The sequence below is a fragment of the Mycobacterium sp. NPDC049093 genome (assembly GCF_040704635.1).
Lineage (GTDB): Bacteria > Actinomycetota > Actinomycetes > Mycobacteriales > Mycobacteriaceae > Mycobacterium.
Genome location: NZ_JBEZJS010000004.1, coordinates 183657 through 210381, shown reverse-complemented (window position 1 = coordinate 210381; position 26725 = coordinate 183657). Strand labels below are relative to the sequence as shown.

Sequence of the window (26725 nt, the reverse complement as noted above, 5' to 3'; positions counted from 1 at the left end):
GGAAATGCGTCATAAACCGTAGCCTCGGTGGTGCTCAGCCCGTCTTGTGCAAGTCGGAGTCGGCAGGTGCATATTCGGCACCTCCGCCGAATATCCCTGAGGGCGTCGCTGTTTCGATGGTAGCGGCCTCGTCCATCCCGCCCGCCGGATCGTCGAGAGAGGTTTTGGTGCCCAGAAGCGGTACCAACATCGGCGTCGTGAACACGGGGTGGTCCACCACGGTGGAGATCCTCAGCACCGGGTGGTCGGAGACCAGTTCTTCGATCGCACCCCTGGCCGCGAATTGCGTCTCGGTGCAGAGCGCCTGGCCACCACCCACCCAATCATGCAGCCGGCGTGCCTCTTTCAGGAACGCTTCAATGTCCTCGGTGTAGGACTTCTTGGGTTCGTAGCAGGTCCGGGTGTCCTGCACAGCGCGGCGGGTCACGGCGACGATGCTGACACCCATCTGGACCAACCGCACAGTCTGCGGGTTGATATCGAGAATCATCTGCGCGCCTGTGGTGGACCCGGGCGTCAGGAACTTCCCAGCGGCGCCGATGCTGCCCGCATACAGCAACTTGGAGTCGCTGGGCAGGACCGGGATCTGGCGGTAGTCGCCGATCATGCTTCCCACCGGATCCAGGTACGAGGCAACCGTATTGGTGGTCGCAGGCTCCTCCGGGACCCCGAACGGGTATGCCCTTATCCGCATGACGCCCGCCGGGATGTCGACCGCTACCGAACTGCGATTATGGATGGTGAGGTTGGCGGACAAGTGGATGATCGAACCCGAGGAACCCACTGGAGTCAGTTCGGCTTGCACATCGACCAGGGGAAGTGAACGCGCAGGCAGGTAGTCCGATTGCAGCCAGAACTGGACCAGTCCCAACACCGGGAACAATGCGACGACTGCCACCGCGCCCCGGTTGATCGCTCCATGGGTGTACCTGGCCAGGTAGACCATCCAGAAGAGAGCAACCGCGCCGAAGACCAGCGCCGTCCCGGTGATACCGATCAGTTGCCGGACCGGGCTGCGCTCGTCGACGAGCCACACGTACGCCGCCAGACAGACCACGAAGATCTGGCTTGTCATCGCCGTGAGGAACGCGCTCGACGATTTTCTCAGTATCGCGCCGATCGCGAGCGCGCATGTGATCCCGATACCGAGAAGCAGTGCGGCACCTAACAGATCCCAGGCTGAACGGGTCAGCGTGGCGTCCCAGACCGCGAGCCAGAGAACTACTGCGGTCTGGACAGTCAGGCAGATAAGCAGCAGAGCCTCTGTGACCCGGGGGCGGACACCCAGCGGGGTTTCGACTTGCGAAGTCTGCTGCTCCGGCGGCTTGTCGCCATTCTTGCCGCCGGCGGAGTCTTCGGCAGGGGATTCGATCTGCAGGCTCATGGTGCCTCCCACCCGTATTTCCGTGGCGTATCAACGGTAGGGAGATCGGGCCCAGCAGCGCTTGAGTAGTCGACTACCTAACTTCGGCGGCCTCTGGCGCCGAAAAAGTGTGTTTGCCGGACCCCCGGCGGCCTTAGGCTTCTATCGGCAGAAGGGGAGGGTCATGTCCAACGGCATGTTCAACGTATTGCGGCGCAATGGGGTGGCGCCGCTGGCGGCTCTGGTGGTGCTCGGAGGGGTTCTGGGAATCACCGCACCGGAGGCGGTGGCCTGGCCCATCCCGCTGACCGGGGAAGACAACACCTACCTCAAAGCCACGCGCGGGGTGTTCCCCGGTGACGATGACCAGTTGCTGATGGTGGGCCGGGAGATGTGCCGCCTGCTCTATACCGGTACGCCGGCACAGGCGGTGATCGATCAGATGGCGGGCCAGTACGGCGCTGCTCCGGATCAAGCCGCAGTTGCACTGCGCGCAGCCCGTCGGTCCTACTGCACGCAGGCGCCGCGCTAGGGGGCTCCGGTCACGGTGCCGGCAAGCTGGGTCAACCCGAAGTCGGTACCCTCGGGCAGCGCCTCCAACGGCCACCACCGTAGATCCAAAGACTCGTCACTGCAGGCGATCTCGGCACCTTCGGGGGCCCTTACCACGAACTGCATGTCGAGGTGGCGGGTCGGTACCCCGAGCGAGCAGGTGACCGGGTGCACGTGCAGCGCGGCCAGTTGTGTGTCGATGATCAGCCCGGTGATCCCGGACTCCTCGGTGGCCTCGCGCAACGCGGCGGCGCGAATGTCGGAATCGGTTTCCTCACAATGCCCGCCGAGTTGCAGCCAGCGGCCGAAGCGCGGATGCAGGGTGAGCAGTGTCTGCGTGCCGGTGTGGTCGACGACCAGTGCCGAGGCGGTGATGTGACCGGGAACGCATGCCCGGAGACAGGCATCCGGACGGGCAGCCAGAAATGACAGCACCGCATGTCGCAGCGTGTCCTGACCGGGATCGGCTGTCTGCCAATGCGTCAACACCTCGACGGCGGAGGCGTGCAGGCTCTCGGCGCTCACTTCACGACCAGCAGGCCGTCGGTGGGCACCGGGTCGCGGGGAGGCTGCGGATCGGCGGGGTGACCGATCGCGATGGCCCCGAGGGGCTCCCAATCCGGCGGGAGATCGAGCTCGGAACGGACCAGATCGGCGGCGAAGATCGTGGATCCGATCCAGCAGCTGCCCACCTCACGCACCGCCAGCGCCACCAGCAGGGCCTGCACCGCCGCGCCCACGGCGACGGTGAACATGGTGTGTTCGGCCTGCGTGCGGGCTTCGTCGGGATAGCTGTGGGCACCGTCGGGAACCATGAACGGAATCACCAGTTCCGGAGCGTCGTACAGGATCTGACCGCGGTTCAGGCGCCGCTCGACGGACTCGGGATCTCGGCCGTCGCCGCTCAGATCGTCCCGCCACTTGTCTTTCATCCGGTCCAGGAGCCGGACGCGGGTGGCATCGTCCTGCATCCAGACGAACCGCACCGGACGGGTGTGGTGCGGCGCGGGTGCGGTCAGCGCCTCGCCGATGGCGGCTTCGATGAGCGCGTGGTCGACGGGCTCGTCGGAGAACGCGCGCACCGAGCGGCGCAGCAGCTGAGCCTGGCTGCGTCCCAGCTCGATCGACTCGGCTGTGCCGAGCCAGAACAGGTCGTCCTCGCCGGAGCGCAGCAATGTGGCCGCGTTCGACCCGTCGTCGGTCAGCTCAAGCCCACGCACGACGGCGACGGGGATCGCGGTGAGCTTGCCCTTCACCAGATCCGCTGCGGCAGCGATCTCGTCAGCCACGGCCACCTCGGTGACCAGCAGCTCATTGCCGTGCCGGTCGCGCGCTCCGGCGTAGCCGTGGAGAACGGTGAGCCCGGACGCGCCGATCGCGAAATCGGCCTGGCCGTTGCGCCAGGCGCGGCCCATGGTGTCGGTGATCACGACGCCGACGGCGACGCCGAGTTTCTCACGGAGGCCGACACGTAGTGCCTGCGCGCTGCCGTCGGGATCGACCGGCAGCAGCGCCAACTCGTTCGAGTCGACATTGGAGCCGTCGACGCCGGCGGCGGCTTGGACCAGCCCGATCGCGTTCTCGGTGATCAGCGTCCGGCCCTTGCGGGCCAGTACCCGAACCGCCTCGCTGTCGATCAGCTTGCGCCGCAGGGTATCCCGCTCTTCCGGATCGGAAGGAGCGGTGACGATGCGGCCCTCGCACTTGGAGACGACCTTACTGGTGACCACCAGTACATCACCGTCGCGCAGCCAAGGTGCCGCTTCGGCAAGAACGGTGGCCAGGTCATCTCCGGGGCGGAACTCAGGAAGCCCTGCCACCGGCAGGATCTCGACCTTGTCGCCGGAGCCGTGTTCGGTGTTCACAGCAGTGCTCACAGCGCAACGCCGGCCAGGTCAAGGCCGGCCCGCACCATCTCGGCGGTGGTCGACGGGTCGGTCATCAGCAGTGGCACCGCGCGCACCTGAACTCCCGCGATGTCGGCCTCATCGCCCTCGTGTATCAGCCAGCCGTCCAGGATTCCGGTGCCCGACCGGGCGCCGAAATGCCGGCCGACGGCCTGTGACGTGGATTCCACACCGATGATGGACAGGCACTCATCGGCCATGCCGCGCAACGGTTTTCCATTGATGATGGGGGAGTAGCCGACCACCGGCGCCTTGGTCGAGCGCAGCGCGCCGCGGACGCCGGGAATCTGCAGGATCGGTCCGATACTCACGACGGGATTCGACGGCGCCAGCAACACCGCATCGGCGTCGGTGATTGCCTCGGCGACGCCCGGCGCCGCGGTTGCCTGTTCCGCTCCGACGAACGCAAAGCTGTGTGAGGGCACCTGCGCGCGGTGACGCACCCACCACTCCTGGAAGTGGATGGCCCGTCGTTCCCCATCCTCGGGGTCGGTGATCACCACGTGGGTCTCGCTGCGGTCGTCGGTGACGGGCAGCAACCGCGCCCCCGGTGACCAGCGCTTACACAATGCCTCGGTGACCTGTGACAGCGGGTAGCCGGCGCGCAGCATCTGGGTGCGAACCAGATGGGTGGCCAAGTCCCGGTCGCCGAGTCCGAACCAGTCGGGTTGCACACCGTAGGCAGCGAGTTCTTCCTTGGCGTGCCACGTTTCATTGCGGTGACCCCAGCCGCGTTCGGGGTCGATACCGCCACCCAGCGTGTACATGCAGGTGTCGAGGTCCGGGCAGATGCGCACGCCGTGCATCCAGGCGTCGTCACCGACGTTCACGATCGCGGTGAGTTCATGTTTTTGCTTGCTGTCGGTCCCGGCGAACTGGCCGAGGCCCAACAGGTGCTGTACGCCCAGCAAAAACCGGGCGCCTCCGACGCCGCCGACCAGAACGGTGATCTTCACAACGTCCGACCCTAAGCGTTGAGAGCGTGCGGATGGAAACGACGTCGTCACGGGCAGGACACGCCGATGTCGCGACGCGCCGATTTGACATTACGAGATGGTATGAATTCGCGTCCTGGCGCTTGACCCTGGCAGCTAACACGTGTGTAATCACAGATGTGTCATTTCCCGGTTGGTGACCGATTCCGGTGTCGCGGACCGAGATTCGATCAACTGTTCGAATGGGGTGACCGCACATCGCAGTAGTGGGGCTCCACTTAGGATCTACGAGACCGAGTGAGGAGGCGGGGGATAATGTCTTATGAGAGCGGCGATTTCGATCATGTGGTCCGGTTTGACGATCGGCTACTCGGCTCGGTAGACAACGCACCGCACATCAACGTGGGACCGACACCGCTGGGGGCGGCCGGACGTCCTCAACTGAGTCTGGTTCCGGTGAGTTCGGTTCCCGAACACATTGATGTTGATCCGGAAGACGAAGACGACCAATGGCAGGAACGTGCGCTGTGCGCACAGACCGACCCGGAGGCGTTCTTTCCGGAGAAGGGCGGGTCTACCCGCGAGGCCAAGCGCATCTGCCTGGGCTGTGAAGTCAAGGATGCCTGCCTGGAGTACGCGCTCGCGCACGATGAGCGCTTCGGCATCTGGGGAGGATTGTCCGAACGGGAGCGTCGCCGCCTCAAGCGCGGCATCATCTGACGCTCTCCGGCGGAGCGCTCATCGCACGATGTAGCGCTCGACGTCAGTCGTCGTCGATCGTTGGGTCGATGACTGACGGTTCAACTCCCAGATAGGTGGCCACCTGGGCCACCAGGATTTCATGCAGCAGGTCAGCTAGCTCATCGGATCCTTTGACCCGGCGCTCGATGGGCTTGCGGAACAAGACAATTCGAGCCCGGGTCGCATTTCCTCTGACATCAACCCCAGCAGGTATCAACCGCGCCAGCGCGATCGGTCCGTCGGCGATGACCTCGGGCGGCCATTGCACGCCCTCGGGATCCTTCGGGGACATCCGCGGAATCTCATCCACCGCGACATCGAGTTCTTTGATCCGCGCCGCCCACCGACGCTCGATCGGCTCATACGCTTCCAGTACAGCCATGTCGAACCGCTCGCCCCGACTACGCCAGCCGGGAACCGAGCGCGGCAGCAGCGGTCCGCGCATGTCGCGGCCGCGACGCGATCGCCATGGGTTTCGCTGGGCCACGGCGATGATCGTAACGGTTCGGGATCGGGGACCCGACGGCTGCGCGTGTCCGGCACCGCACAGCGACCGTCCAAAGTAATCTCTGTTGCGTGAATGTTCCCCGTCGCTGCTGCCGGCCCGGGTGCCCGCACTATGCCGTGGCGACGTTGACTTTTGTCTACTCCGACTCCACGGCGGTGGTCGGACCCCTGGCCACGGTGTCTGAACCCCACTCCTGGGACCTCTGCGTCGGCCACGCCGGCCGGATCACGGCACCGCGAGGCTGGGAGTTGGTCCGTCATGCCGGCCCGCTGCCCACCCACCCCGACGAGGACGACCTCGTCGCACTCGCCGACGCCGTGCGTGAAGGCCAGCCCGGTGCGGTTCCCCACAGCGGGGTGGTGGCCGGATTCTCCGATCCCTCCACCGGTGTGGGGGCCAGTGCGGTGATGGCGCCGCAGGCGCGTCCCGCCGAGACCAACGGCCGCCGTCGCGGGCACCTGCGGGTCTTGCCGGACCCCGACAACTAGTACGGACTAGCCCTGATTAGATCCTGATTAGACGACGACCGGCCCAAGAGTAGTGAACGTGTCGGCGCCGCCCGACGGTTAGGCTGGCGCCAACGATCCCGTTTCACAAGGAGCTATATGTCTAGGCCAGCGGCGGCTGTTCACGATGTCATCAAGGCCTATGACGTCCGTGGTCTGGTCGGTAGCCAGATCGACGAAGCGTTCGTGGCCGACGTCGCCGGTGCGTTCGCTCGCCTGGTCCGCGCCGAGGGCGCCACACAGGTCGTGATCGGCTATGACATGCGAGAGAGTTCGCCGACGCTGGCGGCCGCATTCGCCGACGGCGTGACAGCCCAGGGCTTGGATGTGGTCCGCATCGGGTTGGCCTCCACCGATCAGCTCTACTTCGCCTCGGGTCTGTTGGACTGCCCCGGAGCGATGTTCACCGCCAGCCACAACCCGGCTGCGTACAACGGGATCAAACTGTGCCGCGCCGGGGCCAAACCGGTAGGCAAGGACACCGGACTGTCCATGATCTCCGACGAGGTGATTTCGGGGGTGCCTGCCCACGACGGCCCGCCCGGTGTGATCTCCGATCGCGATGTGCTGGCGGACTACGGCACCTTCCTCCGCTCTCTGGTCGATCTGACCGGGCTGCGTCCGCTGCGCATCGCAGTGGACGCGGGCAACGGAATGGCCGGCCACACCACGCCTGCGGTGCTCGGGCCGATCCCGGGGGCCACGATTCTCCCGTTGTTCTTCGAACTCGACGGCAGCTTCCCCAATCACGAGGCCAACCCACTGGATCCGGCCAACCTCGTCGACCTGCAGGCCCACGTACTGGCCAGCGGCGCCGATATCGGCCTGGCGTTCGACGGTGATGCCGACCGCTGCTTCGTCGTCGACGAACTCGGCCGTCCGGTGTCGCCGTCCGCGGTGACCGCATTGGTGGCCGCCCGTGAGCTCAAGCGGGAAATCGGTGCCACCGTGATCCACAATCTGATCACCTCGCGCGCTGTTCCCGAGTTGGTGATCGAGCGCGGCGGCACTCCTGTGCGGTCCCGGGTCGGGCACTCCTACATCAAGGGCCTGATGGCCGAGACCGGCGCCATCTTCGGCGGAGAACACTCGGCGCACTACTACTTCCGTGATTTCTGGGGCGCCGATTCCGGCATGCTCGCGGCCCTGCACGTGTTGGCCGCCCTGGGCGAGCAGGATCGTCCGCTGTCTGACTTCATGGCGGACTATCAGCGCTATGAGGCCTCCGGCGAGATCAACTTCACCGTCAGCGACGCGCCGGCCTGTGTCGATGCCGTGCTGAAGTCGTTCTCCGGCTCGATCCAGTCCATCGACCACCTCGACGGCGTCACCGTCGATCTCGGCGGTGGCAGCTGGTTCAACCTGCGCACGTCGAATACCGAACCGCTGCTGCGTCTGAACGTGGAAGCACGCACTGCCGAGGACGTCGCCGCCCTCGTCGACAGAGTTTCGGGACAGATCCGTGGGGTGAGCGAGCCGGTGCCGTGAACGCCGTGGACGCCACGGTCGACCTGGACGACGGTGACGGACTTCTGGCCGCCGATCGCAACGGTCTGCTACGGGCGGCGGCCATGGCGGGTGCCCAGGTTCGGGCGACCGCCGCGGCAGTGGCCGAAGGACTGCTCGACCCGCTGCACGCCGATCATCCTCCGCGGACGGTGATTTGGGTTGCCGGCCGCGGCGCTGCCGAGAATGCAGGCGCCATGTTGGCCGCCGTTCTCGGCGCATCGATCGCCGCTCCCATCGTGGTGGCCGCCGAGACCCCGCCGTGGCTGGGGGCACTCGACGTGGTGATCGTGGCCGGTGACGATCCGGGCGATCCGGCTCTGGTGAACGCGGCGGCCACCGGGGTGCGTCGCGGGGCCCGGGTGCTGATCGTGGCGCCGCACGAGGGCCCGTTGCGTGATGTCGCGGCCGGACGCGCGGTGGTGCTGGCACCCAGGTTGTGGGTTCCCGACGACTTCGGACTGACTCGATACCTGGCCGCGGGTCTGGCCGCGCTGCAAGTGGTGGATCACGGTATGCGCGTGGATCTGGCCGCGCTCGCAGACGAATTGGATGCCGAGGCCCTTCGCAACAGCGCCGGACGGGACCTGTTCACCAACCCGGCCAAGACCCTGGCCGAACGGATGTCGGACAGGGCGGTCGTGCTGGCCGGTGACAATCCGGCCACCCTGGCGCTGGCCCGGCACGGGGCGACGGTGATGCTGAGGCTGGCGGGTGAAGTGGTGGCCGCCGCCGGACTGGGTGACGTTCTCGCTGCGATCGGCAGCGGCGCGGTCGCCCACCCTGAGACCCGGTCCTTGTTCCACGACGAGGAGATCGACGGACCGCTGCCGCGCCGCATGCGTACGTTCGCCTTGATCACCGATACCGAACGACAACTGGTGGGGGCGAGGGTCAGCGGCTTCGACGACATCGTGATGATCGGTGCCGAGGATGTGCCGGACCAGGCTGGGACGACCCTGCCGGTGGGGCGCCCGGAACAACAACTGGCGGTTCTGGCTGTCCGCTTGGAGATGACGGCCGTGTATTTGAAACTGGTTCGAGGATAAGACGTGCATCTGCTACGGGGAGCGGTGCGGACCTATGCCTGGGGTTCGCGCACTGCAATCGCTGATTTCACCGGAAGGCCCAGTCCGACAATCCATCCGGAGGCCGAGCTGTGGCTCGGCGCACATCCGCAGGACCCGGCGTGGCTACAGACCGAACACGGTGAAAAGTCGTTGCTCCAGGCCGTTCAGGACGACCCCGAGGGGCAACTGGGCAGCGTGGCGATCGGCAGATTCGGCGATGCGCTGCCCTTCCTCGTGAAGGTGCTGGCCGCAGATGAGCCGTTGTCGTTGCAGGCCCATCCAAGTGCCGCGCAGGCGAGGGAGGGCTTCGACCGCGAGGACCGACTCGACATCCCGGTGTCCTCACCCGTCCGCAATTATCGTGACCGGAGCCATAAACCCGAATTGCTGGTTGCGTTGGGACAATTCGATGCGCTGGCCGGATTCCGCCCGGTAGACCGCACGGTCGAGTTGATGCGTGCGCTGGCGGTCTCGGATCTCGATCCGTTCATTAACCTGCTGTCGGATCAGTCCGATGCCGACGGGTTGCGGGCCCTGTTCACTACCTGGATCACCGCGCCGCAGCCCGATCTCGACGTGTTGGTGCCGGCTGTTCTCGACGGGGCGGTCCACTACATCCGTTCCGGGGCAAAGAAATTCGCAGCCGAGGTCAAGACGGTGCTGGAACTCGGTGAACGATACCCCGGCGATGCCGGGGTGTTGGCCTCCCTGTTGCTGAACCGCATCAGCCTGGGACCTGGCGAGGGCATCTACCTTCCCGCCGGAAATCTGCATGCCTATCTGCATGGTGTCGGCGTTGAGGTGATGGCCAACTCGGACAACGTGCTGCGCGGCGGGCTGACCCCGAAGCACGTCGACGTGCCGGAACTATTGCGGGTGCTGGACTTCACCCCGACGCCGGAAGATCGGCTGCGGTCGGAAACCGTCACGGAGGGAACGGAAACCATCTATCGGACGCCCGCGCAGGAATTCGCGGTGTCGGCGCTGACGGTCGACGGTGAGCACCTCGGTGACGAGATCGACGTGCACTCCCACCACGATGGTCCGCAGCTGCTGTTGTGTATCGAAGGCGCCGCCGTGATCTATGCCGACGACGACAAGCTGACGCTGCAGCGTGGCGCGGCGGCGTGGGTGGCGGCCGAGGACGGTCCCATCCGGCTGACCGCGGCCGAGCCGACGAAACTGTTCCGCGTGACGATCGGGATCTAGCCGACAGATCGGCCGCGGGCGGTAAGCGACTGCTCGGAGCCATTGGGGCGCCGGCGGCGTTCGGCCAGCCACGCCTTGATGTTGTGGCGGATCGCACGTCCGACGATCCGTGGGGGTGGAGTGAGCCACAGGCTGTCGAGCATGCTCGTACGCCGCAGAAACCACTCGGCCAGAACGGGATCCGTTTCGGCTGCGCCGAGGAACTGGTCGAAGAGACCGAACAACGGGCTGTACCAGAAGGCCTTGTCGCCTTCCGCCCCGTGCTTCACCTGATCGGCAACCGAGTTCATCATCCACACCGGGTAGGTGGTTTTCGCGGTGCGCCGTGCCAGTCGGCGAACCAGATCTTGGGTTCCTTCGGCGAGCACCTGGCGCAGATTGGCCGCCTGCACGGTCGACATGGTCACGCCCTGCCCGTACGTCGGATTCAAGCTGACCACCGCATCGCCGAACGGAAAGATCCCGTCAGGGAACCGGTCCAGTTTGTCGTAGCGCCGCCACTTGGCCACCGGATAACGGTGAAAGTTCATGTCACCCACCGCTTCACCGGCGCGCAACGCCGTCGCAAGGTGCGGTGGCAGCGCGGTGCCACCAAGTTGTTTGATGCCGGCGAAATCGCTCGGTGGCTCGGCCTTGGCGACACCGAACGCGGTGACCGTCCAGATGCCATCCTCGTGGAACAGCATGCCCATACCAAGACCGCTGTCATGCGCCGCACTGACGACGACCATTTTCTCGTTGATCAGCTCCGCGGGGATACGGACCCGCTGTGACGCGTACGTGACCCCGACTTTGATCGATTCCTCGGGCGGTCGCTCGTAGCCCCACTGTTCCAACCACACTGGCAGCCGACTGCCGCGGCCGGAGGCGTCGACCACCATGTCCGCCGCAACCTGTTCACCGTCGTCGAGCACGAGGCCGGTGACCCGTTCGGTACCGGGGTCGTACTGCGGTTCGCTCACTCCCCGTCGCAGGATCTGCACGTTGGGCAATCCCGACACCCGTCTGCGAATCTGCCATTCCAGCTGTCCGCGGCTGGGCACGTACGCGGTGAAGTTTGACTTGAGCGTCTGTCCGGTACCGAGTAGGTGCCCGCCGGCCTCGAAGTGGATGGAGGACGGTCGGTTCTCCACCACCGGAACGTTCGCGGCCACCATGTCGACGAGCAATCCGGGAAAGAGGGCCTCCAACTCGTCGGCCCCGCGAGCCATCAGGAGGTGCACATGTTGGCCCTGCGGTATGGCGCCGCGGTTGACGGGCTGATCCGGCAGCTCGTCACGCTCGTACAGGGTGACGTGGCCGTAGTGATCGGCGAGGACCCTGGCCGCGCACAGCCCGGCGATGCTGCCGCCGATGACAACGGCGTGGGTCGCGAGGGTTCTGGATGAGCTGTGCATTAGATCGACACGGTACTGGGCCCACGGCGTCCGGCGCACAAAAATCAGAAGCAGCGTCAACTGTAACGACGGGCCACGCGTCCTCGATTGGGGAGTGTGCTCCTGGGTGTCCGGGTGTGGGCCTGCGCTGCGCTGCAGGCACGGTCCGTGCACCCGGGTGGCGCAACCGGGCGTCCCGCCCAGTGGGCCTGTCTAACGAACGTGCAACAACTCGTGGCACAATCCTGTGGCTGGAGGCGTGATATGGCTCTCAAGTTGATACCCTCTGCAAGGAAACTCACAGTCAACGGATGGGGCAATGACAACGGTCAGCGACGCGGACGGCACGGCAACGGGGGACCTCTATTTCGACAGGGTGGAGGCCCTCTCTCGTGCGACGGTCCGTCGACGCTTCGATCCGTACGTTGACATCGACTGGGACGCACCCGAAAACGCGCTGGCAGACGACGACCCGCGATGGCAACTCGACCCGGACAGTGCCCCGCTCGCGGCTACTGAATGGTATGCCCAACAGCCTTTGCAGCGCCGTATCGACATGGGACGCTGGGTAACTGCGAACACCCTGAAGGTCACCCTCCAATTCGAAATGATGTTGATTCGAGGAGTGGTGCATTACGCCGGCAAGATGCCGAATGGTTCGCCGGTATTCCAGTATCTGCTCCACGAACTGATCGACGAATGCAATCACATCCAGATGTTCCAGGAATTCGTCAACCGCACTGGCGAGGACGTGCCAGGAATGCGGCGAGGGTCCCGGTTTATCGGACCGATCCTGGGCTTTATCGGCGGTTATGCCAACATGATTCACTTCATCGGGGTGCTGTGCGGTGAACAGCCGCTGCACTTCCAGCAGACGCTGCAGCATCGTGGCGCAGCGCACGTGCCGCCGCTGCTGAACAAGATCACCTACATTCACCTGGCCGAGGAAGCGCGCCATATATCGTTTGCCGACGACCTTCTGGCTCAGCGAATGCAGAGCGTCAGTCGGCGCAAGCGAGCGTGGTACGCAATTCTTTTCCCGTTCTTTCTGCGGTGGTTGATCGGGGAGATGATGGGGCCGCCGCGCACATTTGCCCGGCAATTCGGTGTTCCGCGACGGGTTTTCAAGGCTGCGTTCTGGCGGAGCGATCAGTCGCGCCAGATGATGGCTGAATCGGCTGCCGATGTTCGGCGAGTAGCCGAGGACCTCGGTTTGCGGACGGTGTGGTCGCGCTGGATCTGGCGAATGTTGGGTATCGACGGGCGGCTACCGCGGTACCGCGGTGAGCCGGATCGCGGCTCGGCGATCACGCGCGTGACCGGGCTTCGCACGGCAGTGGCGGCCCGCCTTGCGGCCGTGGCGATCATGGCGGGCGTTGCCCTGCTGGTGGCGCCGGACGGCCTGAAGATCATCGGCTGCGCCGCTGCCGGCGCGGGCGTGTGGGCGGCCTATCACACGTTCCGGGAGCGCCGTGGCGGTGTGATGGGCAACCAGCCGTTCGAATGGCCGAGGCTTCTTGTGTGGATAGTGGTGTGCGTGGCCATGATTCCCGCCGGCGGGCTGATCGGACTCGCCTTGGTGGTCTTCATGATCCTGGCACTCGCCGAATTCATGCCCACCCTCTGAGCCAACCTGAATCGTTTGCGCAGGACGTTGCCGACCGGCAACGTCCTGCGACGCGTATCCGGGGAGAACCGCTGAGCCTGAGTGAGTCTGGTGCCCCTGGTCTCGGCCGGCCTCGGCGCATGACGGCCTGCGCGGGCGGCGCCGCGTCAGTCGAGGAGTTTCAGGCCGATCCGGCTACCGGTCAGGCGGGCTTTTGGAACGTGTACACGCGGTATTGGATGAGGCCGGCCTTGGACAGCCACTTCATCCAGCGTGTGCCGACGATCATCGTCTTCTGGGCGTCCGCTGACCCCTGCTCGCGAAAGAACTTGAGCAGGAAGGGGTACGTCGGCAAGGTGTTCTTCCGGATGTTGCGTTTCTCGGCGAGCTCGAGCCCCGCACGCTTACCCATGGACCGGTAACCCCGCAGCGGGACATTCCCGAGCGTTCCGTAGGACTTCGCGATCCGGGGACGGATCGCCATCCAGATCGGGGTCTTCCCGAAGAACATCAGGGTCGGTACGAAGTCGGACACCGCCAGGTACCCGCCCGGCTTGAGCACCCGCGCGGCTTCGGCGAGGAACTTCTCGCGGGACGGGAAGTGGAAGATGCATTCGACGGCCAGGACACGGTCGAAGGAGTTGTCCTCGAACGGCAACTGGCAGGCGTCGGCCTCGACCCAACCGATCTTGTTGCCGTTGACGGGCTTGGTCTGGGCCTCGGCCGCCGCGAGCTGGCGCGGGTCGATGTTGAGGCCGGTGAGGTCCATGTCCGAGTAGGTGCCGTTGATCTGCTGGATGGTCCCACCGAACCCGCAGCCGGCGTCCAGCAGCTTCTGCCCGTCGGCAACCTTTCCGGCGGCGAACAGGACATGGTCCATCTGCTCCATGGCCGCGATGTAGTCATCCCGGGTGCCCTTGGCGGTCTTGGGGTCTTCCCAGTAGCCCCAGTGCACCTGGTTTTCCCACAGCTGGCCCGTTTCGCCACCTTCCTGCCGTTCATCGATCAGCAAGTCGAAATAGGGGAGCTCAGCCATGCGCGGACCGTATCACGATCGGCGCCGAGTGTGACGTACGCCCCACTCTCGCGGCAGGGCACGGTTCGGCGAAGTTTGAGAGTCCTACCGGTTTCACCGCCACCGTGATGGGAGCATGACGGGATGTCTGCCCTTCGGCGAATCAAATCTGTCGAACAGTCGATTGCCGACACCGACGAACCGTCGACCCGGCTCCGCAAGGACCTCACCTGGTGGGACCTGACGGTGTTCGGTGTCTCGGTCGTCATCGGTGCGGGCATTTTCACCATCACCGCTTCCACGGCGGGCAACTTGACCGGGCCTGCGATCTCGATTGCCTTCGTCATCGCCGCCGTCGCGTGCGGGTTGGCCGCCCTGTGCTACGCGGAGTTCGCCTCTACCGTGCCGGTGGCCGGTAGCGCGTACACCTTCTCCTATGCCACGTTCGGGGAGTTCGCGGCGTGGATCATCGGATGGGACCTGATCCTGGAGTTCGCCGTCGCGTCCGCGGTGGTGGCCAAGGGGTGGTCGAGCTACCTCGGAACCGTGTTCGGGTTCGGGGGCGGGATCGCGGATTTCGGCGGTCTGGAGATCGACTGGGGCGCGTTGGTGATCATCGCGCTGGTGACGGTCCTGCTGGTGGTGGGCACCAAGTTGTCAGCGCTCTTCAGCCTGGTCATCACCGTCATCAAGGTGTCGGTTGTGCTGTTGGTGGTGGTCGTGGGCGCCTTCTATATAAAGGCCGCCAACTACACCCCGTTCATTCCGCCGAACGAGGCCGGCGAGGGGGCGAGCGGGGCCGACCAGTCACTGTTCTCGTTGTTGACCGGCGCGGCGGGCAGCCACTACGGCTGGTACGGGGTGCTGGCCGGTGCCTCGATCGTGTTCTTCGCGTTCATCGGGTTCGACGTCGTCGCAACCACTGCCGAGGAGACCCGCGATCCGCAGCGTGACGTACCCCGCGGCATCCTGGCCTCACTCGGGATCGTCACCGTGTTGTACGTCGCGGTGTCGGTGGTGCTTTCCGGCATGGTGTCCTACACCGTGCTACGCGATGCACCCGACGGCCACGCCAACCTGGCCACTGCCTTCGAAGCCAACGGTGTGCACTGGGCCGCGAAGGTGATCTCCATCGGCGCGCTTGCCGGGCTCACCACGGTGGTGATCGTGCTGATGCTGGGACAGACCCGCGTGCTGTTCGCGATGTCGCGCGACGGTCTGCTGCCGCGACAGCTGGCCGTGACCGGCACCCACGGGACGCCGGTCCGCATCACCCTGATCGTCGGGGTGCTGGTGGCGATCGCCGCCTCGGTGTTCCCGATGGGCCGGCTCGAGGAGATGGTCAACATCGGCACGCTGTTCGCCTTCGTGCTGGTCTCGGCCGGGGTGATCGTGCTGCGGCGGACCCGGCCCGATCTGAAGCGCGGATTCCGCGTGCCGTGGGTGCCGGTGTTGCCGATCGCCGCGATCCTGGCGTGCCTGTGGTTGATGCTCAACCTCACCGGGCTGACCTGGATCCGGTTCCTGCTCTGGATGGTGATCGGGGTGGTGGTGTACGCCGTGTACGGCCGGAGTCATTCGACGCTGGCCAGTAGGGAAGTCGCGGCGACGCCGTCGCAGTAGCTGAAATCGACGCTCGACCGCAGTGGATCCCTCGTGGCCTGGGTCACTTTACAAAAGATAGGTCAATGTCTAGACAAGAGACATAGGCGCGCTTATAGTCAAGTCATCGCAGTGACAGCACTCACACAAGGAGGCTCATCGTGGTGGCGGAACTCTCGAGCGGACCGGACGTCGCAGACGTCGGGCAGTGGCGGGACAAGAAGCGGCATCTGTGGCTCATGGGCCTGATCGCCCCGACGGCGATCTTCGTGATGCTGCCGCTGATCTGGGGGCTCAACCAGCTCGGCTGGCACACCGCCGCCCAGGTGCCACTGTGGATCGGGCCGATCCTGCTCTACGTGCTGCTGCCGCTGTTGGACCTGCGGTTCGGGCCCGACGGCCAGAACCCGCCCGACGAGGTGATGGAGCAGCTGGAGAACGACAAGTACTACCGGTACTGCACCTACCTCTACATCCCGTTCCAGTACGCGAGCGTCGTCATGGGCGCGTATCTGTTCACGGCGTCCGATCTCAGCTGGCTCGGGTTCGACGGCGGACTCGGTTGGCCGGCCAAGATCGGTATCGCGTTGTCGGTGGGTGTGCTCGGAGGGGTGGGCATCAACACCGCGCATGAGATGGGGCACAAGCGAGACTCGTTGGAGCGCTGGCTGTCCAAGATCACGCTGGCCCAGACCTGGTACGGCCACTTCTACATCGAGCACAACCGTGGGCACCACGTGCGGGTCGCCACGCCCGAGGATCCCGCGTCGGCGCGTTTCGGCGAGACCTTCTGGGAGTTCCTGCCGCGCAGCGTGTTCGGTAGCCTGCGCTCGTCGTGGGAGTTGGAGGCCCAGCGCTTGCGCCGGCAGGACAAGTCGCCGTGGCACTGGTCCAACGACGTTCTCAATGCGTGGGCCATGTCGGTGGTGTTCTTCGGCATCCTGATCGCGGTGTTCGGACCCGCGCTGATCCCGTTCATCGTCATCCAGGCCATCTACGGCTTCAGCCTGCTGGAATCGGTGAACTACCTCGAGCACTACGGGCTGTTGCGGCAGAAGACGGCCAGCGGTCGCTACGAGCGGTGCGCCCCGGTGCACAGCTGGAACTCCGACCACATCGTCACCAACCTGTTCCTGTATCACCTGCAGCGGCACAGCGATCACCACGCCAACCCCACCCGCCGGTACCAGACCCTGCGCAGCATCGACGGCGCACCCAACCTGCCCAGCGGGTATGCGTCGCTGATCGGGCTCACCTACCTGCCGCCGTTGTGGCGCAAGCTGATGGACCACCGGGTGCTGGAGCACTACGACGGTGACATCACCAAGGTGAACATCCAGCCGCGGCTGCGGGCGAAGGTGTTGGCGCGCTACGGGGCCGGTGATGCCGCGTGAGCGCCTACGAGTGTCCCGGATGCGGCTACGTGTACGACGAAGCGAAAGGCGCTCCGCGAGAGGGGTTCCCGGCCGGAACTCCATGGAGCGACGTGCCCGACGACTGGTGCTGCCCGGACTGTGCGGTGCGGGAGAAGGTCGACTTCGAACCGATGGGAGCAGTGAAATGACCGACGAGCGCTTGCGCGAGGAGCCGACCGGCACCGAGCCGTACAAGCTGTACATCTGCGTCCAGTGCGGATTCGAGTACGACGAGGCCAAGGGCTGGCCCGAGGACGGCATCGCGCCGGGGACCCGATGGGATGACATCCCCGAGGACTGGAGCTGCCCGGATTGTGGCGCTGCGAAGACCGATTTCGAGATGGTCGAGGTCGCACGGCCTTGACGGCTTCGAGCGACGCGCTCGAAACACGGACGGAAAGCGATATTGTCGCCCGTGTGAGTCGGCCGCGAGACAAACAGCGCATCCCGTATGCGGAGGCATCCAGGGTGCTGCTGCGCGATTCGATTCTCGACGGCATGCGGGAACTGCTGTTGACCCGCGACTGGTCGGCCATCACGCTCTCGCACGTGGCCCAGGTCGCGGGGATCAGCCGTCAGACGATCTACAACGAGTTCGGCTCCCGGCAGGGGCTGGCCGAGGGTTATGCCATGCGTCTGGCGGACCGGCTGGTCGACGCGGTCGACAATGCGATCAACAACAACGTCGGCGAGGTGCACGCGGCGTTCCTGGAGGGGTTCCGGGCGTTCTTCCTGGAATCGGCCGCCGATCCGCTGGTGATCTCGTTGCTCACCGGCGCTTCCAAGCCCGACCTGCTCCAGATCATCACCACCGGCAGCGGCCCGATCATCTCCCGATGCTCCGCCCGGTTGACCGGAACCTTTCAGAACAGCTGGATGAAAGCCAGTGACGAGGACGCCGGGGTGCTGGCCCGGGCGATCGTGCGCCTGGCGATGAGTTACGTGTCGATGCCGCCCGAGGCGGACCACGACGTGGCCGGTGACCTGGCCCGACTCATGACGCCTTTCGCCGAGCGCTACGGTGTCATAGATACCCCGTAGCTGTCAGAGCGCCGCTGCCGTTACTCCGCATGAGCGCCTGTCCCGCGAGCCCGCAGGCTAGAGGTATCTGCGTGTGGCGTCGCCGTCGGGCGCGTCTGCGCGCGTGCAAGCAATCACGACTGAAAGAGGGCTCTACATGACCGAGTTGAAGGCCGACAGCCTCAACGGTATCGACTACAAGGTGGCCGACCTCTCGCTGGCCGAATTCGGCCGCAAGGAGATCCGCCTGGCCGAGCACGAGATGCCCGGCCTCATGGCGCTGCGCCGCGAGTACCACGACGTGCAGCCGCTCAAGGGCGCCCGCATCTCCGGCTCACTGCACATGACCGTGCAGACCGCGGTGCTGATCGAGACGCTGGTTGCTCTCGGCGCCGAAGTGCGATGGGCTTCCTGCAACATCTTCTCCACCCAGGACCATGCCGCCGCGGCGGTCGTCGTCGGTCCGAACGGCACCCCGGAGGAGCCCAAGGGCACCCCCGTGTTCGCCTGGAAGGGCGAGACGCTGGAGGAGTACTGGTGGGCCGCCGAGCAGATGCTCACCTGGGAGGGTGAGCCGGCGAACATGATCCTCGACGACGGCGGCGACGCCACCATGCTCGTGCTGCGTGGCGCCGAGTACGAGAAGGCCGGCGTGGTCCCGCCCTCCGAGGAAGACGACTCGGCCGAGTGGAAGGTCTTCCTGTCCCTGGTGCGCAAGCGCTTCGAGACCGAGAAGGACAAGTGGACCAAGATCGCCGCGTCGGTCAAGGGTGTCACCGAGGAGACCACCACCGGCGTGCTGCGGCTGTACCAGTTCGCCGCCGCGGGTGAGCTGGCGTTCCCGGCCATCAACGTCAACGACTCGGTCACCAAGAGCAAGTTCGACAACAAGTACGGCACCCGGCACTCGCTGGTCGACGGCATCAACCGTGGCACCGACGCGCTGATCGGCGGCAAGAAGGTGCTGATCTGCGGCTACGGCGACGTGGGCAAGGGCTGTGCCGAGTCGCTGGCCGGTCAGGGCGCCCGCGTGCAGGTCACCGAGGTCGACCCGATCAACGCCCTGCAGGCGCTGATGGACGGCTACGACGTGGTGACCGTCGAAGAGGCGATCGGCAACGCCGACATCGTGGTGACCGCGACCGGCAACTTCGACATCATCCTGCTGGACCACATGAAGGCGATGAAGGACCACGCGATCCTGGGCAACATCGGCCACTTCGACAACGAGATCGACATGGCGGCCCTGGAGAAGTCGGGCGCTACGCGGTTGAACATCAAGCCGCAGGTCGACCAGTGGACCTTCGGCGACTCGGGCAAGTCGATCATCGTGCTGAGCGAGGGCCGACTGCTCAACCTCGGAAACGCCACGGGCCACCCGTCGTTCGTGATGAGCAACAGCTTCTCGAACCAGGTGATCGCCCAGATCGAGCTGTGGACCAAGAACGACGAGTACGACAACGAGGTCTACCGCCTGGCCAAGCACCTCGATGAGAAGGTGGCGCGCATCCACGTCGAGGCGCTGGGTGGCTCGCTGACCAAGCTCACCAAGGAGCAGGCCGAGTACATCGGCGTCGACGTCGACGGCCCGTACAAGCCGGAGCACTACCGCTACTGAGTCACTGAGGTAGCGCGACCAGACGGAAAAATGCCCCAAATCAAGCGATTTGGGGCATTTTTCTGTCTGCTGGCCGATTACTTCTTGTTGTCGTGCTTGCTCTTGCTGCCGGCGTCCTTCTTGGCCGGCTTGGTGGATTCGGAACCGGAGCTGGACGCACCGGCACTCGAACCGTTTGAGCTGGAGGCAGATTCGCTGGACTTGCGGGTGCTGTTCGCGCCCAGGCCGTTGCGGACGTTCTTCACTGCATCCTTGACGCCCTTGACCAGATTGCTGCGCGGGGCCTTGTCCGTCGGGCCGGCCGGCCGGGTAGACGGCGCCTTCAGGCGGGTCTGGGCCTTAGGCGTCGCCTCCACTACGGTCCCGGCATCGTCAGCCGATTCCGTTGCCGTTCCGGCGGTCTCGTCGGTGGCGCTGGTCTCGTCGGCGGTATCGACCTTGGTGGTGGCGGGGGCCTTGGTGGCATCCGCGGCCGCGGGTACGGCGGCCGGCTTCTCCAACGACACCGTGACGGTCTTGTTCACGGTTGTGTGCGTCAGCTCGTTGGCCGCTGCGATGGCGTTGGCGGCTGAACTGTCGGTGACCGAACTGTCGGCATCCGTGACCGGAGCCAGGTCGGCGGCCTCTTCGGTGCCCGTGGTGATGCCTTGCAGCTTCTTGACGATGTTCTCGACAGCGGCACCCTTCAACGCTTCACGAAGTTTGGTGACGCCTGCACTTTCGGCGGTGTCGCTCAGAATGTCGCCCGTCGCGAGCGGATGCAGTCCGAACAGCGGGGGCTTCGGGGCAGGAGCATTCCCCTTGCCGTCCCAATCGTCCCAGCCGCTGCCGAGCAGCACGCCGACCGTCTGCGACAGACCCTGCAGGGCGCCGATCGGGCCGACGGCCTCACCCTTGACCGAGATGGGCAGGGCACCGAGCTTGATATCCATGCCGAGGCTGTTGAAGATCGAGCCGCCGACCGAGGGGATCGTGACCTTGTTGCCGTCTTCGTCGGTGTACTCGTAGGTGCTCCGGTCGGTGGAGCCCGGGGTGAGCAGACCGCCGAACGCGATGTTGAGCCCGGCGATGGTGACGGTGTCCTTGATCAGCCCCGCATCGTTGATCATGGGCGCCAGCGCATCGAGGTTGAGGTTGGCACCGTTGAGGAACGCGTCGACCATGCCGGCCGGTACCCCGAGCAGGCTGGAGAGCGCCGTCGTCGAGTCACCGGCCTGAAGCGCGTTTGAGATCGCCACGGCACTGTTGAGGAGCGCCACCGCGGGGCTGACGACCGGCCCGATGGAGCCGATGAGCACACCGCTCAGCGGCGAGGCCAAGACACTCATGACCGCCGAGAAGGCCTCGGGGTCAACACCTTCGGCCAGGAAGCCGGGGAACATGTCGAGCGCCATGCCGTGCATACCACCCAGGGTGTGCTTGACCACCGCGTCCCTGGTTTCCTCGTCCGCGCCGATCAGGGTGAGACCGGTCAGCACCTTCATCGCATTGGCTGCGAACTGTTGCGACACGGCCTCGAAGCTCGACGGGTCGTCGAACAGCTGCTTGGCGTAACCGATCTGGTTGGCGATCGCCTGTTGCAGTCCGACTCCCGGGGCCAACAGGAAGTTGTCGCCCAGGATCGTGCCGTTGGCTTTCGCAGTGTCGAAGGCCGCCTGCAACGGCGCGAAGGGGTCCCAACCCGCCGTCAGCCGGACCGCGTCGGCCTGGATGTCGTGCTGAACGCCGGCCTGGACCGGGGAGATCCCCGGCGTGGCAGCGATCATTCCGGCAGCGGCGACAACGACTCCGGCTGCAGTGAGCCAGTGACGGGTGGTTTCTTGCTTTGCACCCACGGCAGTGTGGGGCTGAGCAACGAGATGCACGGCATCTCCTTTCGCATCTGTAAATAATCGGACAGACCATAGCCTGGCCAAGTAGTTGCAGATGCAAAATTTGGGCAACGAATGTAGCCAGTTTAAGGTTCCGCGCCTTCGAGCAACGCGTTGCGGCGCGGGAATCCGCTGCTCGCTGGGCTCGAACCTGATTTGGGCTAATAATTAGACATTTTCTTATGTCGCGAACGACCTCGGGGTGAGGTATCGATTCGCGTCGCCGAGCGCCCGGCGAGATCGTGTGTCGTCTGTCAAAAAATTTGTCTGACAACATGATTCATGCGATCAAGCCCCGTTCCGGGCGTGCTGCCGGTAGTCGGTCATCCGGCTCGGATGGGGCAGGCGCGCGAGGTCGAGGCATCTCGGTGCAGCGTCATTTGTGCGTGGGTGGGCGGAAACCGTGGCTCGCGGTACGGGCCGTGCCTGGGTCGTGCCGACCAGATTCGGACGCGACAACCCGTGGCCACCCGGTCGGGTGGCCACGGTCAGCTAACAATCTTGGTCAGCTTTTGAGTCAGTTCTGGCCGGCGGCCTGCTGGCGGGCCGCCTCCGCCTTGATCAGCTCGGCAATCTGGATCGCCGCCTCGAGTTCCCTGGCCTTGGCGAGGTCATCGAGTGCCGACGGCCTACGCCAGTGCGCCACGGGTGCGATCTCGTCGTCGAGCAACTGTTGCCGGCACCGGCCCCGTTGGATCTTGCCGCTCGACGTCGTCGGAATCGACAGATGTTCCACCAGTAGAACCGAATTCGGCTCGACTCCGTATCGCGTGGTCACCGCGGTCCGGATCGCATCGGCCACCGCGGCGAGGTCGGCCGACCCCTCTCGTCGGCGCGCCACCTCCTGCACGATCACCATCTGTTCGACGGCGCCCAGGCCGGGAGTGATTGTGAAGACGGCGCCGCGGCCCGAGACGAGTGCCGGATGGCAGTCCTGCACCGTCCGCTCGATGTCGTTGGGGTAGTAGTTGCCGCCACGGATGACGACGAGGTCCTTGCAGCGTCCCGTGATGTACAGCTCGCCCGAACGAAGGAAACCCAGATCGCCGGTGCGCAGGAACGGGCCGCCGGATTCGTCTGGCAGCGTCGCCGAGAACGTCTGCGTCGTCTCGTCCGGTCGGGCCCAATAGCCCCAACCGACGCTGGGACCGGCGATCCAGATCTCGCCGACTTCGTCTGCCCCACAAGGCTGGTGGGTCTGCGGGTCGACGATGGCCACGTCCTGGCCGCCTCGCGGACGACCGCATCCCACCAACGCCAGAGCAGCCGGATGTCCCGGGTCGACGTCGACGACGCGATCGACCTGAAGGCCGGTGCGATCGACGTGTGCAACGACCGGCAACGCGGAGTCCGACCCGCCGGACACCAGCAACGTCGCCTCCGCGAGCCCGTACACCGGACACAGCGCCTCCGGCCGGAAGCCCGCCGGTGCGAACGCCTCGGCGAACTTCTCCAGCGTGCCGGCCTGTACCGGTTCGGCGCCGTTCATGGCGGTGGCCAGGCTGGACAGATCGAGCGCCGCGCGCTGCTCTGCGGTGCTCTCGTCGACACACCGGTCGTAGGCGAAGTTCGGTGCGGCGGTGAAGGTTGCGCGAAGCCGGGAGATCGCTTCGAGCCAGCCCATCGGCCGTTTGACGAAGGAGGACGGCGACATCAGATGGGTGGTGCACCCGACGTAGATCATCGAGAGGATCCCGCCGATCAGCCCCATGTCGTGGTGGGACGGCAGCCAGAACACGCTGGTTGCGGTGTCGTCGCCGTGCCATACCTGGCGGATCGACTCCATGTTGTGCATAAGGTTTCGGTGCGTCAGGGCGACGCCCTTCGGGGTCGTGGTGGAGCCAGACGTGTACTGCACCATGGCGATCGCGTCGGCGTCGACATCGGGTGCTGTCCAGCCGCTGCCGTCTGCGGAAGCGCCGTCCACCTCATCGGTGCGGACCCACCGCAGGTCACGCCCCTCGGCCAACTCATCGATGGCGGCCTTGATCTTCGCCTGCGTCTCGGCGGTGGCCAGGGCGAAGCGCGCATGTGCGTCGGGCACCACCGAGGACAGACGCGGAGCCAGCCGCTCGTGCACCGGCACGGCGACAGCGCCCGCGTAGATGCAGCCGAAGAACCCGGCGACGGAATCCAGGCCGGGCCGGCACAGGACCAGAACGCGTTCACCGGCAGCGCCCAGTTCTTGCAGGGTGGACGCGATCGCGCGGGCCCGTCGATCCAGGTCGCGGTAGGTCAGCTGGGTGCGGTTCTGGTCGTCGCCGTCGTAGGAGAAGCTGAACGCAACCTTGTCCTGATACGTCGCGGCCCGCTGCTGCAGCATCTCCAGCAGGGTTGCTGCGGCGGGCTTCACCGCGAGCACTGTGTTCTGGTGCATCCGCTACCTCATACGTCGGCGATTCCTGGGATCAGGCGACCGTACCGGACGCCCCGGAGGGCCCTCGGATTACCCGCAGGAGGCGGCGTCGAGCTCCGGATAGGATTTCACCAGCGATCGATCGGGGGTTTGCATGGCTGAGGACGCAGTCATCCAGGAGTTAGCTGCCGCTGTTGAACGCAGCCCGGAGCTGGCAGAGTTGCGCCTGCACCTGGCCACTTTGCTGGTCGAACGGGGCCGCTATGCCGAGGCGCTGACACATTGCAGCGCAGTGCTGGCCCAGGACGCCTCGAACATCCGGGCCGTGACGCTGCTGCAGCAGTGCAGCGCCGGCCTGGCGGGCGCGTCAGCGCCTGCTGCGCCCGCAGAGCCCGCTCGGGGCTTCGACTGGACGGCGGCCGAGAAGGAGGTCGCCGACATCGTCAAACCGGCATTCGTCACCGAACCCGCCGAAGCCGTCAACGAGAACGACTACGACGCACTGCAGCGCACGTCGGTCCGGCTCGACGACATCGCGGGGATGGCCGAGGTCAAGAAACAGCTCGAGCTCTCACTGCTGGGCCCCATCCGCAATCCCGAGCTGATGAAGGCATTCAAGGTGTCCGCGCGCGGCGGACTGCTGCTGTACGGCCCACCCGGATGCGGCAAGACGTACATCGCCAAGGCGGTGTCCGGCGAACTCGGGGCGAACTTCTATCAGGTCGGGATCGCCGACGTGTTGTCCCGTTGGCTCGGCGAGAGCGAACACAGTGTCCGGGCGATCTTCGACAACGCGCGTCGCAACGCGCCCTGCGTGCTGTTCTTCGACGAGGTGGATGCGCTCGGTCATCGTCGTTCGGCACTGAGCGGGTCTGCCGGGTTACGGACCGTCGTGAACGCCCTTCTGGAAGAACTGGATTCGGCCACATCCGACAACGACGGTGTCTACGTGCTGGGCGCCACCAACGCTCCATGGGATGTCGACGCCGCGCTGCGCAGGCCCGGCCGGTTCGACCGGATGATCTTCGTGTCATTGCCTGACGTCGATGCGCGTGCGGCGATCATGAAGTTGCATCTGCAGGACCGGCCGGTGGAGGGCATCAACCTGGCGTCGGTGGCCAAACGTACCGACGGTTTCTCCGGCGCCGACCTGGCCCATGTCTGTGATACCGCAACGCAATTGGCGATGGCCGAATCTCTGCGAAGCGGTCAGGTGCGGCCCGTTCAGATGTCCGACATCGACGCCGCGGTGGCGCAGATCCGGCCGTCGACCGGACCGTGGTTCGAGACCGCACGTAACGTCGTGGAGTTCAGCAACCGCGACGGCACCTACGACGATCTCGCAAAATACATGCGGCGGAACAAACTTCGGTGACGTCGGCAGCCGCAGGCCCCGGCGATGTCGCCGAGGCGTATCTGGGCACCAGAAACTACCAGCGGGCTGCCGAAGTGCTGCAGTCCGCGTTGGCCGAAGCCCCCAACGATGCCGGACTCCTTGCGCAGTACGCCCGTGCGTGCCTGGGGTTGAAGGACTATCAGCGGGCGGCGCAGGCCGCGCATTCGGCGTTGGCCGCCGCTCCCGGCGACGAACACGTGATGCGTGTGTATGCCCTCGCGCTGAACGGACAGGGACGGCGGCAGGAAGCGCTGCAGATGGCGTGGAAAGCAGCCACGGAGAATCCGCACATCTATTCCGTGCATTACACCTACGCCAGTCTGTTGCACGAGGCCGGGCGGTCGCGCGAGGCGCTCGACGTGATCGACGAAGCTCTCCGGTTGCACCCCGAGTCGGTGGACTCGCTGGTGCTGCGCGGTGACATCCACCGGGCGCTGGGGAGTTCCACCGCTGCCGAGGACAACTACCAGGCAGCCTTGCGGCTGGAGCCCGACCACGCCTCGGCAGTCCACAATCTAGCGGTCGCCAGGCTGAAGTGGGGCAAGTTGACGACGTCGATCAACGGCTTCCTCGGGGCGGGCCGGCTGGACCCGGGACTGGGCGCGTTGGCCCGCCGCAACATCGGGGTGGTACTGATCCGCGTACTGCGCGTTTCCACGGCGTGCGTCATCTTCCTGGCATTCGCGATGATCTCCGTGATGGCCGCGCACGGCGATTCCCAACCGACCGTGGTACCAAGGATTTTCACCGCCTTGCTGACGCTCGGGTTGGTGGCGGTGATCGCCTGGCTCGTGCGCAGCGTGCCGCGCTCGACGCTGCGTGCAGTGTTACGTGAGCGAACCTTCCTGGCCGTCCGCCTACTGTTCCTGGTGTTCGCGATCGTCGCGGGGGTGGCCACCGTGGTGGTGGGATCGACTCCGCTGACAGATCTCTCGGGCCCGTTGTTGTTGTTCGGGGCCGTGTGTCTGCGGGTGTACGGCTGGCTGAGCGGTCAGTAGGGGATGGCAAGTGGAGCAGGTAACCATCGCCTTCGACATAGACGGGACGTTGCGGGACAACACGATCACCGATGGCTACGTGGCCAACGAGCCGCCACTCCAGCGTGACGCTCGAGGGCTGGCGCCACTCTGGCGTGACATTGGGGGGCGACGGC

The 26725-nt window shown here is 65.5% G+C and carries 24 protein-coding genes; 15 read left to right on the top strand and 9 right to left on the bottom strand.

The annotated features are described in order from the left end of the window. Positions 1-34 precede the first annotated feature (34 nt). Entirely contained in the window at positions 35-1384 is a 1350-nt protein-coding gene (locus tag AB0876_RS16515; RefSeq protein ID WP_064959541.1) for a hypothetical protein, read from the bottom strand. A gap of 163 nt (positions 1385-1547) precedes the next feature. Between AB0876_RS16515 and AB0876_RS16510 the strand changes: the two genes are divergently transcribed. Next, positions 1548-1895, top strand: a complete 348-nt coding sequence (locus AB0876_RS16510) for a DUF732 domain-containing protein (protein ID WP_064886446.1) — start codon at positions 1548-1550, stop codon at positions 1893-1895. Here AB0876_RS16510 and AB0876_RS16505 read toward each other — a convergent pair. From AB0876_RS16505 to cofD, 3 genes are read right to left on the bottom strand one after another with little or no spacing between them, the layout of a single operon-like run. Next, positions 1892-2440 (bottom strand): NUDIX domain-containing protein, encoded by a 549-nt coding sequence (locus tag AB0876_RS16505; RefSeq protein WP_448442563.1) that lies wholly within the window; start codon positions 2438-2440, stop codon positions 1892-1894. The genes AB0876_RS16510 and AB0876_RS16505 overlap by 4 nt on opposite strands. Further along, positions 2437-3780, bottom strand: coding sequence for a coenzyme F420-0:L-glutamate ligase (locus tag AB0876_RS16500; RefSeq protein ID WP_526042760.1), 1344 nt, complete (start codon positions 3778-3780; stop codon positions 2437-2439). The genes AB0876_RS16505 and AB0876_RS16500 overlap by 4 nt, the downstream gene beginning before the upstream one ends. Before the next feature lie 8 nt (positions 3781-3788). Then, positions 3789-4778, bottom strand: a complete 990-nt coding sequence (cofD, locus tag AB0876_RS16495) for a 2-phospho-L-lactate transferase (RefSeq protein WP_448442567.1) — start codon at positions 4776-4778, stop codon at positions 3789-3791. 294 nt (positions 4779-5072) lie between these two features. Between cofD and AB0876_RS16490 the strand changes: the two genes are divergently transcribed. Then, positions 5073-5477: a WhiB family transcriptional regulator gene (locus tag AB0876_RS16490; protein WP_064886442.1), complete on the top strand. Its 405-nt coding sequence runs from the start codon at positions 5073-5075 to the stop codon at positions 5475-5477. Between the two features lie 43 nt (positions 5478-5520). Here AB0876_RS16490 and AB0876_RS16485 read toward each other — a convergent pair whose 3' ends face one another. After that, on the bottom strand, positions 5521-5943 hold the full coding sequence (locus AB0876_RS16485) for a metallopeptidase family protein (protein ID WP_055111971.1): 423 nt from the start codon (positions 5941-5943) through the stop codon (positions 5521-5523). A 131-nt stretch (positions 5944-6074) separates the two neighbouring features. On the opposite strand from AB0876_RS16485, the gene AB0876_RS16480 reads away from it, so the two are divergent. From AB0876_RS16480 to manA, 4 genes are all read left to right on the top strand, one after another. Beyond that, complete coding sequence (locus AB0876_RS16480; RefSeq protein WP_055111973.1) at positions 6075-6494, top strand: DUF3499 domain-containing protein; 420 nt, start codon at positions 6075-6077, stop codon at positions 6492-6494. 117 nt (positions 6495-6611) lie between these two features. Next, positions 6612-8000 carry a phosphomannomutase/phosphoglucomutase gene (locus AB0876_RS16475; protein WP_448442570.1) on the top strand — a complete coding sequence of 463 codons (1389 nt, stop codon included), beginning with the start codon at positions 6612-6614 and terminating at the stop codon, positions 7998-8000. Next, positions 7997-9067 (top strand): hypothetical protein, encoded by a 1071-nt coding sequence (locus tag AB0876_RS16470; protein WP_064959537.1) that lies wholly within the window; start codon positions 7997-7999, stop codon positions 9065-9067. Before AB0876_RS16475 ends, AB0876_RS16470 begins: the two co-directional genes overlap by 4 nt. Before the next feature lie 3 nt (positions 9068-9070). Next, positions 9071-10297, top strand: a complete 1227-nt coding sequence (gene manA / locus AB0876_RS16465; protein WP_448442572.1) for a mannose-6-phosphate isomerase, class I — start codon at positions 9071-9073, stop codon at positions 10295-10297. Here manA and AB0876_RS16460 read toward each other — a convergent pair. After that, the gene (locus AB0876_RS16460) at positions 10294-11694 is read right to left on the bottom strand and encodes an FAD-dependent oxidoreductase (protein WP_526042420.1); all 1401 of its coding nucleotides are present in this window, start codon (positions 11692-11694) and stop codon (positions 10294-10296) included. The two genes, manA and AB0876_RS16460, sit on opposite strands and share 4 nt — an antisense overlap. A 298-nt stretch (positions 11695-11992) precedes the next feature. Between AB0876_RS16460 and AB0876_RS16455 the strand changes: the two genes are divergently transcribed. Then, the gene (locus AB0876_RS16455) at positions 11993-13300 is read left to right on the top strand and encodes a diiron oxygenase (RefSeq protein WP_448442576.1); all 1308 of its coding nucleotides are present in this window, start codon (positions 11993-11995) and stop codon (positions 13298-13300) included. Positions 13301-13481: 181 nt separating this feature from the next. Here the strand turns inward: AB0876_RS16455 and AB0876_RS16450 are convergent, their stop codons facing one another. Then, the gene (locus AB0876_RS16450) at positions 13482-14315 is read right to left on the bottom strand and encodes a class I SAM-dependent methyltransferase (RefSeq protein WP_064886436.1); all 834 of its coding nucleotides are present in this window, start codon (positions 14313-14315) and stop codon (positions 13482-13484) included. A 123-nt stretch (positions 14316-14438) separates the two neighbouring features. On the opposite strand from AB0876_RS16450, the gene AB0876_RS16445 reads away from it, so the two are divergent. The 6 genes from AB0876_RS16445 (at position 14439) to ahcY (ending at position 19949) form a co-directional block, all read left to right on the top strand. After that, on the top strand, positions 14439-15917 hold the full coding sequence (locus AB0876_RS16445) for an amino acid permease (protein WP_003882728.1): 1479 nt from the start codon (positions 14439-14441) through the stop codon (positions 15915-15917). Positions 15918-16135: 218 nt separating this feature from the next. Next, a complete protein-coding gene (locus AB0876_RS16440; protein ID WP_413784938.1) occupies positions 16136-17290 on the top strand; it encodes an alkane 1-monooxygenase in 1155 nt (384 codons plus the stop codon). Beyond that, entirely contained in the window at positions 17287-17460 is a 174-nt protein-coding gene (locus tag AB0876_RS16435) for a rubredoxin (protein ID WP_082448908.1), read from the top strand. Before AB0876_RS16440 ends, AB0876_RS16435 begins: the two co-directional genes overlap by 4 nt. Then, the gene (locus AB0876_RS16430) at positions 17457-17675 is read left to right on the top strand and encodes a rubredoxin (protein WP_055111993.1); all 219 of its coding nucleotides are present in this window, start codon (positions 17457-17459) and stop codon (positions 17673-17675) included. Before AB0876_RS16435 ends, AB0876_RS16430 begins: the two co-directional genes overlap by 4 nt. Before the next feature lie 53 nt (positions 17676-17728). Further along, on the top strand, positions 17729-18352 hold the full coding sequence (alkX, locus tag AB0876_RS16425; RefSeq protein ID WP_055111995.1) for a TetR family transcriptional regulator AlkX: 624 nt from the start codon (positions 17729-17731) through the stop codon (positions 18350-18352). 136 nt (positions 18353-18488) lie between these two features. Beyond that, entirely contained in the window at positions 18489-19949 is a 1461-nt protein-coding gene (gene ahcY / locus AB0876_RS16420) for an adenosylhomocysteinase (protein WP_448442580.1), read from the top strand. A gap of 77 nt (positions 19950-20026) precedes the next feature. Here ahcY and gjpA read toward each other — a convergent pair whose 3' ends face one another. Then, a complete protein-coding gene (gene gjpA, locus AB0876_RS16415; protein ID WP_526042419.1) occupies positions 20027-21814 on the bottom strand; it encodes an outer membrane porin GjpA in 1788 nt (595 codons plus the stop codon). A 523-nt stretch (positions 21815-22337) separates the two neighbouring features. Beyond that, positions 22338-24197 (bottom strand): fatty acyl-AMP ligase, encoded by a 1860-nt coding sequence (locus AB0876_RS16410; RefSeq protein ID WP_499045261.1) that lies wholly within the window; start codon positions 24195-24197, stop codon positions 22338-22340. 133 nt (positions 24198-24330) lie between these two features. Between AB0876_RS16410 and AB0876_RS16405 the strand changes: the two genes are divergently transcribed. Further along, complete coding sequence (locus AB0876_RS16405) at positions 24331-25551, top strand: AAA family ATPase (protein ID WP_064886431.1); 1221 nt, start codon at positions 24331-24333, stop codon at positions 25549-25551. Beyond that, entirely contained in the window at positions 25548-26570 is a 1023-nt protein-coding gene (locus AB0876_RS16400) for a tetratricopeptide repeat protein (RefSeq protein WP_526042418.1), read from the top strand. Before AB0876_RS16405 ends, AB0876_RS16400 begins: the two co-directional genes overlap by 4 nt. Positions 26571-26725 lie beyond the last annotated feature (155 nt).